Consider the following 10,186-nt stretch of genomic DNA (forward strand, 5'->3'; position numbering starts at 1 on the left):
GTGCGGGTACGTGCCACGGCGCCTCCTCGACAGCAAATCTGACGGGACGTCAGAAGTGTGCCACGGGTCTCCGGAATTGGGCAGGACCGCATACGCCCGCTTCCCCGGCCGAACCTGTTCCTGATAGACGCAGGAGGCATGACACGACTTTCCGGCGCCTTACGCGCTCTGATCACCACGCTCGCCGGCCTGCTGGCCATGACCTCCGCCACCGCGACCGCCGCCTCCGCGACCACGCGGGCGGGAGCCGCCCCCAAGGCGCCCGCCGACTTCGTGGCCCTGAGAACCGTCGACCCTACGATCATCCAGGAGATGCGCTACATCACCCCGCACAACTTCGTCGGCGCGCGCATCGACGGCTACGAGCAGCCGATGTGTCTCCTCACCCGCCCCGCCGCCGAAGCCCTCCACCGGGCCCAGACCCGCCTGCTGCGCCAGGGCTACAGCCTGAAGGTCTACGACTGCTACCGGCCGCAGCGCGCCGTCGACCACTTCGTGCGCTGGGCCGAGAACCTCGACGACCAGCGGATGAAGAGCGAGTTCTACCCCGACGTGGACAAGACCCGGCTGTTCGAGGACGGCTACATCGCCGAGAAGTCCGGCCACAGCCGCGGCTCGACGACAGACCTCACCATCGTCAGGCTCCCGGCCCTGCCGACCCGGCCCTACGTCCCCGGCGAGCCCCTGGTGTCCTGCCACGCGCCCAGGAGCCGGCGCTTCCCCGACAATTCCATCGACATGGGCACCGGGTTCGACTGCTTCGACACCCTGGCCCACACCCTCGACCCGCGCGTCCAGGGCGAGCAGCGCGCCAACAGACTGCTGCTCAAGAACACCCTGGAAGGCCTCGGCTTCGTGAACCTCGCCGAGGAATGGTGGCACTACACCTTCAAGCCCGAGCCCTACCCGGACACCTACTTCGACTTCCCCGTCTCCGCCAGGTCCCTCGCCGGACGCCGTTGAGCAGCCAGGGGGCGACGCCCACCCCGTCATCGGATACAGTCCGCCGCGTGTCCGAAAATCCACAAACCATGCCCAACTCCGCGCCCGGCAACCACTGTTCGAGCTGCGGAGCGCCTTACGGGGAGGGCGTCTCCGGCTGGCCCCGCACCTGCCCCGCCTGCGCCGTCGTGGCCTACCGCAACCCGCTTCCCGTGGCGGTCGCGCTCCAGCCCGTGTACGACACGTCGGGCACCGCGCTGGTCGTCATCACCCGGACCATCCCTCCCGCGCGCGGAGGCACCGCGTTGCCGGGCGGCTACATCGACGACCGCGAGGACTGGCGGCACGCCGTCGTGCGCGAACTCAGGGAGGAGACCGGGATCGACGCGACGAGCCGCGAGGTACGGCTCGCCGACGCGATGAGCTCCCCGGACGGCCACCTGCTGCTGTTCGGACTCCTGCCCGAGCACCCGGCGGACCGGCTCCCCGCACCGGCGGCCACGGACGAGACCGAGGGCTGGCACCTGCTGCGCCGGCCCGAGGAACTCGCCTTCCCGCTGCACACCCTGGCCGTGCGGGCGTTCTTCGAGGGCCGTTACGCCTGAACCCCGCGTCCGGCGAGTCCCCGTACCCGCACCGGATAGGACGGCTCGCGCCCGCCGTCCCGTCCCTCCCGTTCGACGACCACGCGCCGGTCCTCCCAGCGGGTCGTGTAGCGCTCCGCCTCCGCCTCGTCCCAGCCGTCGCCCCTGTCCCGGACGACCAGGCCGCCCCCTGTGCGGTCCGGGGCCGGTGCCCACACCTCCAGCTCCAGACGGTCGTCCTCGCCCTGCACGGGAATCACCGCACCCGCGCGCGCGAACACCGGTATCCGCGACAGCGGGGCGTCCACCAGCACCTGGCCGGGACCCTCGTACGGCTGTTCCGTCGCCGTGTCGTACCAGAGCCCGCGCGGCAACTGCACCGCACGCCGATCCGCACCCGGATCGAGCACCGGTGCCACCAGCAGACAGTCACCCAGCAGGAACGCGTCCCCGCAGTCACGCAGCACCCGGTCCCCGGGAGTGCTCCACCACAGCGGGCGCACATACGGCGCACCCGTGAGTCTGGCCAGATGCGCCAGCGTCATGAAGTACGGCAGCAGCCGCCGGCGTCCCGCGAGCGCCACGCGCGCGTGCTCCAGCGTGTCCGTACCGAACTCCCACGGCTCCCCGTGCCCCGCGCGCAGGCCCGCCCGGGTGCGCAACAGCGGCAGATACGAGCCCAGCTGGAGCCAGCGCACATACAGCTCGGGCGACGGGGTACCGCCGAAGCCGCCCACGTCCGGCCCCGAGTACGGCACCCCGCACAACCCCAGCCCCATGACCAGCGACAACGACACCCGCAGTCCGGGCCAGCCGGTCGCCACGGCCCCGGACGACGTGCCCCCGTACCGCTGCATGCCCGCCCACCCAGACCGGGAGAGGACGAACGGACGCTCCTGGGGCGCCAGTTCCCGCAGCCCCTCGTGCGCAGCCCGCGCCATGCACAGCGCGTAGACGTTGTGCGCCTCGCGATGGTCACCGCCCCGCCCGTCGAGCGAGTGCCGGGCCGACCGCGGCAGGGTCGACTCCCCGAACGCGGTGAGCGAGGTCGGCTCGTCCATGTCGTGCCAGAACCCGGAGAAGCCCTGCGCCAGCCGCTCCGCGTACAGACCACCCCACCACTTGCGTACGCGCGCGTGCGTGAAGTCCGGGTACACCGCTTCCCCGGGCTGCGCGACCCCCTGGACGAGCTCCCCGGCGGCGTCCCGGACGAAGGCGTTCAGGGCGTCCCCGCCGTCGTACACGGCGTTCCCCGCGGTGGCCCTGACCGCCGGGTCGACGACCGACACCAGGCGGATCCCGTTCCGGCGCAGCTCCTTGGCGAGCCCCGGCAGCCCGGGGAAGCGGTTGCGGTCGACCGTGAACCCCTGGTGCTCGTCGCAGTGGCCGCCGAGGTGGACGGCGTCGAGCGGCAGACCGTGCTCCCGGTGGCCCGCGACGATCCGCCGGACCTCCTGCTCACCGCCGGCCCCCCGGCGCACGTGCTGGTGACCGAGCGCCCAGGCCGGCGGCAACGCGGGCGCACCGGTGAGCGAGGCCCAGGCGAGCAGCACGCGCGCGGGGGTGCCCACCATCACCCAGCAGCGCAGCGGGCCGCCGTCCATCCGCAGTTCGGATCTGCCGGGCCGGTCGTGCCCGGAACCGGCGCCCTCCTCACCCTCCCGCACAGCCACCGTGCCGTCCCACGAGGAGTCGTGGAACACCAGATGAGTGGCCGCGTCGGCCACCACGAGCTGCACCGGCATGGTGACGTGCAGCGGGTCGTCGCCGGCCGCGAGAGGCCGATCGGGGCCGGTGTTCCACAGACGGTACGTCCCGTTCTGCAGCCGGGGGCCGGAGGCCCGCCCTCCCAGACCGAAGAACCGCGCGTCCGCGGACACCTCCGAGCGCTGCATCCAACGGGCCGGCCCACCGGCGACGGGCTCCCACCAACGCGGCGGCAGGTCACGACGGAGCGTCACCCCTCCCGGGGTGCGCACCTCGACCGCGCCATGCCGCGAGACCGCGATCGTCACCCGCTCCGCCACGACCCGCCAGCCACCGTCCTTGTCCGGCTCCAGCACCGCCCGCGGATCGGGCTGAGGGCAGCGCCCCGCCAGGGCGTACGAGGGCTCGGGACCGGCCCCGTCCCACCCCCAGAACACCGCCCCGTTCATGGCGACGAGAATCCGCAGATCGGAGCGGCTGAACCGCAGGGTGCCACCGCCCGGACCCGGCTCGGCGCTCTGCACCGGACCGGGAACCCGGGCCCGCTCCACGCCCCGAGGCGGCAGGCCGACGGCATCGGCACGCCTCCTGCGCCACGCGGCCCGCATGGTACGCAACCTCTGGGCCGCCCCCGCGGAGCCGACCGTCAACATCGAACGCACCAGGTCACGACCGTCCATGCTGCTCACCCTGCCATTGACTGCGCCGCGAATGCGTGGCGTTCAACTTCCGTTCACCCTGGCTGGCACCACATCTTCATGACGCGGACTATGTGGGACTCACCCTGGTGCGGAAGTCGATCACATGGCATCGTCCGTGTCAGCCGCGTCACGCGCACAACCCAGCCCGTGCGCGACCGACGCACACCACGCGCACAGTCCGGGAGTCGCCCCATGTCGATCGAGAACCCCCAGCCGCTCTGGCAACCCGATCCGGAGCGTAGTACCCAGGCGCAGGTCACCAAGTTCCAGGCCTGGGCGGCCGAACGGCACGGAGCCCCGGCCGAAGGCGGCTACCCGGCGCTGCACCGCTGGTCGGTCGACGAGCTGGACACCTTCTGGAAGGCCGTCACGGAGTGGTTCGACGTACGGTTCTCCACGCCCTACGCGCGCGTGCTGGGCGACCGGTCGATGCCCGGCGCCGAGTGGTTCCCCGGGGCGACGCTGAACTACGCCGAGCACGCCCTGCGCGCCGCCGCCACCCGCCCGGACGAGCCGGCCCTCCTCCACGTCGACGAGACCCATGACCCGCGCCCGGTGACCTGGACCGAACTGCGCCGCCAGGTCGGCTCCCTGGCGGCCGAACTGCGCGCACTCGGCGTACGCCCCGGCGACCGCGTCAGCGGCTACCTCCCGAACATCCCGCAGGCCGTCGTCGCCCTCCTGGCGACCGCGGCCGTGGGCGGCGTCTGGACCTCCTGCGCTCCCGACTTCGGGGCCCGCAGCGTCCTCGACCGTTTCCAGCAGGTCGAACCCGTCGTCCTGTTCACCGTCGACGGCTACCGCTACGGCGGCAAGGAGCACGACCGCCGCGAGACCGTCGCCGAACTGCGCCGCGAACTGCCGACCCTGCGCGCCGTCGTCCACATCCCCCTCCTGGGCACCGAGGCACCCGAAGGGGCACTCGAATGGTCGGCGCTGACCGCCGCGGACGTGGAGCCCGTCTTCGAACAGGTGCCCTTCGAGCACCCCCTGTGGGTGCTGTACTCCTCCGGCACGACAGGCCTGCCCAAAGCCATCGTCCAGTCCCAGGGCGGCATCCTGGTCGAGCACCTCAAGCAGCTCGGCCTGCACTGCGACCTCGGCCCCGAGGACCGATTCTTCTGGTACACCTCGACCGGCTGGATGATGTGGAACTTCCTCGTCTCCGGCCTGCTCACCGGCACCACGGTCGTCCTCTACGACGGCAGCCCCGGCTACCCCGACACCGGCGCCCAGTGGCGGGTGGCCGAACGCACCGGGGCCACCCTCTACGGCACCTCGGCCGCGTACGTCATGGCATGCCGCAAGGCGGGCGTCCATCCCTCGCGCGACTTCGACCTCTCCCGGGTCCGATGCGTTGCCACCACCGGTTCGCCCCTGCCGCCCGACGGGTTCCGCTGGCTGCACGACGAGGTGGGCGACGACCTCTGGATCGCCTCCGTCAGTGGCGGCACGGACGTCTGCTCCTGCTTCGCCGGAGCCGTCCCCACCCTCCCCGTGTACATCGGCGAACTCCAGGCCCCCGGCCTCGGCACCGACCTCCAGGCCTGGGACCCCGACGGCAGTCCCGTCGTCGAGGAGGTCGGCGAACTCGTGGTCACCAACCCCATGCCCTCGATGCCCGTCCGCTTCTGGAACGACCCCGACGGCAGCCGCTACCACGACAGCTACTTCGACACGTATCCCGGCGTGTGGCGACACGGCGACTGGATCACGGTCACCTCCCGCGGCTCCGTCGTCATCCACGGACGCTCCGACTCCACCCTCAACCGCCAGGGAGTCCGGATGGGCTCCGCCGACATCTACGAAGCCGTCGAGCGTCTCCCCGAGATCAAGGAGTCCCTCGTCATCGGCATCGAACAGCCCGACGGCGGCTACTGGATGCCCCTCTTCGTGCACCTGGCCCCGGGAGCGGTCCTCGACGACGCCCTGCTGGACCGCATCAAGCGGACCATCCGGGAACAGCTCTCACCCCGTCATGTCCCCGACGAGGTCATCGAAGTCCCCGGCATCCCGCACACCCTGACCGGAAAGCGCATCGAGGTCCCCGTCAAGCGCCTGCTCCAGGGCACCGCGCTGGAGAAGGCGGTCAACCCCGGCTCCATCGACAACCTCGAACTGCTCCACTTCTACGAGGACCTCGCCCGCAAGCGCGCCTGACCCTCCTCCAAGAGGCAGCGGTGATCCTCCGCAGCCGGCCCCGGACCCGCCGAACGCGACGGCGAGGTCCGAGGCCGACCGCCCACCGACGGTCACCAACACCATCGTCACAGGACCAGCAGGCGGGGTCCCCCTCGACGACTCCATCGCCGTGACCTGCATATTTCAACAGGATGCGGCCCGTGAGCACCCCATCGAACCCCCATTGTCAGTGGCGCCGATTACTGTGAGTGAGAATTGATCGATCGCGCACAGGGGGAAACATGGCACTCACCGACACCCGGACCATGCGACGTGTCCTACGCCGAGAAATCGCCGGCACCATCGGCCTGCTGACCGACGAACACGACTTCCGCGCCATGCTTCGCTACCGCAGCTTCGCGTTCGACGATCACACCACCTACCTCGAACAGGTCGAGACCCTCCTCAGGAACCGGGCGACCCAGGGCAGCCACACCACGGTCGCGCTCTTCGACCCGCAGGAGTACGCCGAGTACTGCGCGGCCGCCGACCTCGACCCCGACGACCCCGCCAGCCGTACCCGCTTCACCGCCGAACTCGCGGCCACCGGCCCCACCGTGCCCTACGAGGGCGGACGGCTCAGCGACCTCGTGCCCGCCCTCGTCGACGAGGCCGTCCGACAGGCCACCTGGGAGTACGCGACGACACTCCTCGCCCGCCTCGGCGCCTGCGCATCCTGCGGCGAGGACATCGGCCGCGCCGCCTTCGCCCGCGCCCGGCATCTCGTGGCCCGCATCCTCGACACGGCCCCGCCCGGCGACCGACACCTCGTATGCAGCGTCTCGACCGCCCCCGAGGCACTCGTCGCCGTCCTCCACGCGGACGACGACACCGACGGGGGCACACCACTGGACGAGACCGAAGCGCTCGAGTTCACCACCGTCCTGGCCCTGGGCATCGGCACCAGCAGCCCCGGCGGCATCGTCATGAGGACCACCGCACCCGGCAACTCCGACCGGATCTACGGGTGGCGCCTGCGCGGCGAGAACCTGGTCCCCCTCACCGCGGGCGAGGTCTTCGACGCCTACTGCACCGACGTGGAGAACGGGGACCTGATCGCCCCGGAGTCCGACGTCGACTACTGCGAACCACCCGACCTCGGGGCAGGCGGGCCGCCCCCGGGTCACCACCACTGAACGGTGAGGGGCGCCCCACCCGATGGTGGAGCGCCCCTGACGAACAACCGACGACCGGCCGGTCCGACTACTCGCCGGACAGCACCGCCCGAGCCGCCTCACGTGCCTCCGCGGCACTGTCCGCGGCCCGTGCCGCAGCGGCGGCCCGCTCGCACTGGGCCAGCGTGTGCTTCGCCAGCGCCGCCCGGACATAGGGAAGCGACGCCGCTCCCATGGAAAGAGAGGTGACACCCAGTCCCGTCAGCACACAGGCCAGCAGCGGGTCCGACGCGGCCTCACCGCAGACACCACAGCTCTTGCCCTCGGCCTTCGCCGCATCCGCGGACAGCGCGACCAGGTCGAGCAGCGCGGGCTGCCACGGATCCTGGAGCCGGGACACCGCGCCCACCTGCCGGTCGGCGGCGAAGGTGTACTGCGCGAGGTCGTTCGTCCCCAGCGACAGGAACTCGACCTCCTGAAGGATCGAGCGCGCCCGCAGCGCGGCCGACGGGATCTCCACCATCGCTCCGAACTTCGCCCGCAGCCCTGCCTCGCGACACGCGTCGGCGAACGCCTTCGCGTCGGTGCGGTCCGCCACCATCGGGGCCATCACCTCGAGGTAGACCGGCAGTCCCTCGGCCGCCTTCGCCAGCGCGGTGAGCTGGGTGTGCAGTACGTGGGGGTGGTCCAGCAGCGTGCGCAACCCGCGCACACCGAGCGCCGGGTTCGGCTCGTCGGCCGGGGTCAGGAAGTCGAGCGGCTTGTCCGCACCGGCGTCCAGGACACGGACGACGACCCGCCCCTCGGGAAACGCCTCCAGGACCTGACGGTAGGCCTCGATCTGCTTCTCCTCGGACGGCGCCTTCTTGCTGTCGTCGAGGAACAGGAACTCGGTGCGGAACAGTCCGACACCCTCGGCCCCTGCCGCGACGGCGGCAGGCACGTCGGCGGGGCCTCCGACGTTCGCCAGCAGCGGGACCTTGTGTCCGTCGGCGGTGGCGCCCGGCCCGGTCGAGGCAGCCAGCGCGGCCTTGCGCTCGGCGGCCGCGGCCCGGAGCTGCGTCGTCTTCTCCTCGCTCGGGCGGACGAAGATCTCGCCGGTGCTGCCGTCGACAGCGATCGGCGTCCCCTCGGCGAGCTCACCGGCACCGGGCAGCGCCACCACGGCCGGCACGCCGAGTGCCCGCGCCAGGATCGCGCTGTGGCTGGTCGGCCCGCCCTCCTCGGTGACGAAGCCGAGCACCAGGGTCGGGTCGAGCAGGGCCGTGTCGGCCGGGGCCAGGTCACGCGCGACCAGGACGTACGGCTCGTCGCTGTCCGGGACGCCAGGCATGGGCACGCCGAGCAGCCGCGCGACGATACGGTTCCGCACGTCGTCGAGGTCGGCCACGCGACCGGCGAGGTATTCACCCGCGTTCGCCAGCAGCTCGCGGTAGGAGGCGAAGGCGTCGTACACCGCACGCTCCGCGGTGCTGCCGACGGCGATACGCCGATCCACGTCCGCCATCAGCTCGGGGTCCTGGGCCATCATGGCCTGGGCTTCCAGCACGGCCTGGGCTTCGCCGCCGGCCAGGTTGCCGCGCGCCATGAGGTCCGCGGCCACCGCCTCGACGGCCTGGCGGGCACGGCCCTGCTCCCGCTCCGCCTCTTCCGCCCGGATCTGCTTGGCCGGCGGTTCGAGGACCGCCGTACCCATGTGCCGAACCTCGCCGATCGCGACTCCGTGGCTCACGCCGACGCCTCGCAGAGTTGTCTCCATGTCACTCTCTCCGGCTAAAGCGGCGGGTTCAGCCGCCGCGGTGGTTGTCCGACTCGCCGTCGCAGGACGGCGCTGACCTCAGTTCCAGACGAAGAGGCTGTCGCCGGCCTTCACGTCACCGTCTTCGCGGAGTTCGGAGAGCGCCTCCGCCGTGGCCTCCAGTGCCACGATCGGGCACACCGCGGACTTGCCGGCGGCCTCGACGGCGGCAGGGTCCCAGCGGATGACTGCCTGTCCGCACACCACTGTGTCCCCCTTGTTGACGAGCAACTCGAAGCCCTCGCCGTTGAGCTGCACGGTGTCGATCCCGAGGTGGGTGAGGACACCGTGACCGCTCTCGTCGACGACGACGAACGCGTGCGGGTGGAGGGAAACGATGACGCCGCTCACCGGAGCGACGGCCACCGAAGGCTCACGCACGGGGTCGACAGCGGTGCCCGGGCCGACCATGGCTCCGGAGAAGACCGGATCCGGCACAGCCGCCAGTCCGATGGCGCGTCCTTCCACAGGGGACGTCACGGTGGTCATAAGGAGCCTCCCGGAGGTGGAGATGCATACGGGCCGTCCCTGCCTGTGAGGGGCGGCCCACTCGGCAGCAGGTTATGTCATATGAAGTGCCGGTTCCGCACGATGCGTACCAATGGTGGTCTAGACCACATCCCGTTTGGATTTGCACCGCCTCGTGGGCCCGGGTACAGTCGTACTCCTGCTTGGGGATGAGCGGCGCCAAGAGGTGCCCTCACCTAGCAGAACCCAACTTGTCAGATCCTATCTCGGGATCGTCTTCCGCATGCCTGCGGGACGGTGGTCAGGGAGACGGAAAAACGCTGATAGAGTTGGGAACACCGAAGGGAAGCGCCCGGAGGAAAGCCACGAGAGATTCTCTCGGGTGAGTACAAAGGAAGCCTCCGTTCCTTGAGAACTCAACAGCGTGCCAAAAATCAACGCCAGATATGTTGATACCCCGTCTCCGGCCGATCGGCTGGAGCGAGGTTCCTTTGAAAAATCACAGCGAGGACGCTGTGTGCGAGAGGATCATTCCTCCTCTTGCACCGCTCTCGTGTGTGTCAACCGGATTACCGGTAAACATTCACGGAGAGTTTGATCCTGGCTCAGGACGAACGCTGGCGGCGTGCTTAACACATGCAAGTCGAACGATGAAGCCCTTCGGGGTGGATTAGTGGCGAACGGGTGAGT

7 protein-coding genes and 1 rRNA gene are annotated in these 10,186 nt (G+C 70.7%); 5 read left to right on the forward strand and 3 right to left on the reverse strand.

What is annotated here, in order from left to right; translation table 11 throughout:
- Nucleotides 1-138 precede the first annotated feature (138 nt).
- Together FNH09_RS22825 and FNH09_RS22830 are read left to right on the forward strand one after the other, a co-directional pair.
- A complete protein-coding gene (locus FNH09_RS22825; RefSeq protein ID WP_152890933.1) occupies nucleotides 139-963 on the forward strand; it encodes a M15 family metallopeptidase in 825 nt (274 codons plus the stop codon).
- 68 nt (nucleotides 964-1,031) lie between these two features.
- A complete protein-coding gene (locus tag FNH09_RS22830; protein WP_152890935.1) occupies nucleotides 1,032-1,547 on the forward strand; it encodes an NUDIX domain-containing protein in 516 nt (171 codons plus the stop codon).
- Here the strand turns inward: FNH09_RS22830 and FNH09_RS22835 are convergent.
- A complete protein-coding gene (locus FNH09_RS22835; RefSeq protein ID WP_152890937.1) occupies nucleotides 1,538-3,913 on the reverse strand; it encodes a glycoside hydrolase family 31 protein in 2,376 nt (791 codons plus the stop codon). The genes FNH09_RS22830 and FNH09_RS22835 overlap by 10 nt on opposite strands.
- A gap of 213 nt (nucleotides 3,914-4,126) precedes the next feature.
- Here FNH09_RS22835 and FNH09_RS22840 point away from each other — a divergent pair, with 213 nt between their 5' ends.
- Together FNH09_RS22840 and FNH09_RS22845 are read left to right on the forward strand one after the other, a co-directional pair.
- Nucleotides 4,127-6,094, forward strand: a complete 1,968-nt coding sequence (locus FNH09_RS22840) for an acetoacetate--CoA ligase (RefSeq protein ID WP_152890939.1) — start codon at nucleotides 4,127-4,129, stop codon at nucleotides 6,092-6,094.
- A 263-nt stretch (nucleotides 6,095-6,357) separates the two neighbouring features.
- A complete protein-coding gene (locus FNH09_RS22845; RefSeq protein WP_152890941.1) occupies nucleotides 6,358-7,251 on the forward strand; it encodes a hypothetical protein in 894 nt (297 codons plus the stop codon).
- A gap of 67 nt (nucleotides 7,252-7,318) precedes the next feature.
- Here the strand turns inward: FNH09_RS22845 and ptsP are convergent, their stop codons facing one another.
- Together ptsP and FNH09_RS22855 are read right to left on the reverse strand one after the other, a co-directional pair.
- A complete protein-coding gene (ptsP, locus tag FNH09_RS22850) occupies nucleotides 7,319-8,989 on the reverse strand; it encodes a phosphoenolpyruvate--protein phosphotransferase (RefSeq protein WP_152890943.1) in 1,671 nt (556 codons plus the stop codon).
- A gap of 78 nt (nucleotides 8,990-9,067) precedes the next feature.
- A complete protein-coding gene (locus tag FNH09_RS22855; RefSeq protein WP_152890945.1) occupies nucleotides 9,068-9,517 on the reverse strand; it encodes a PTS sugar transporter subunit IIA in 450 nt (149 codons plus the stop codon).
- A gap of 561 nt (nucleotides 9,518-10,078) precedes the next feature.
- Between FNH09_RS22855 and FNH09_RS22860 the strand changes: the two genes are divergently transcribed.
- Nucleotides 10,079-10,186, forward strand: a 16S ribosomal RNA gene (locus tag FNH09_RS22860); the annotation flags it as partial.

Source organism: Streptomyces adustus (assembly GCF_009377175.1).
Lineage (GTDB): Bacteria > Actinomycetota > Actinomycetes > Streptomycetales > Streptomycetaceae > Streptomyces > Streptomyces adustus.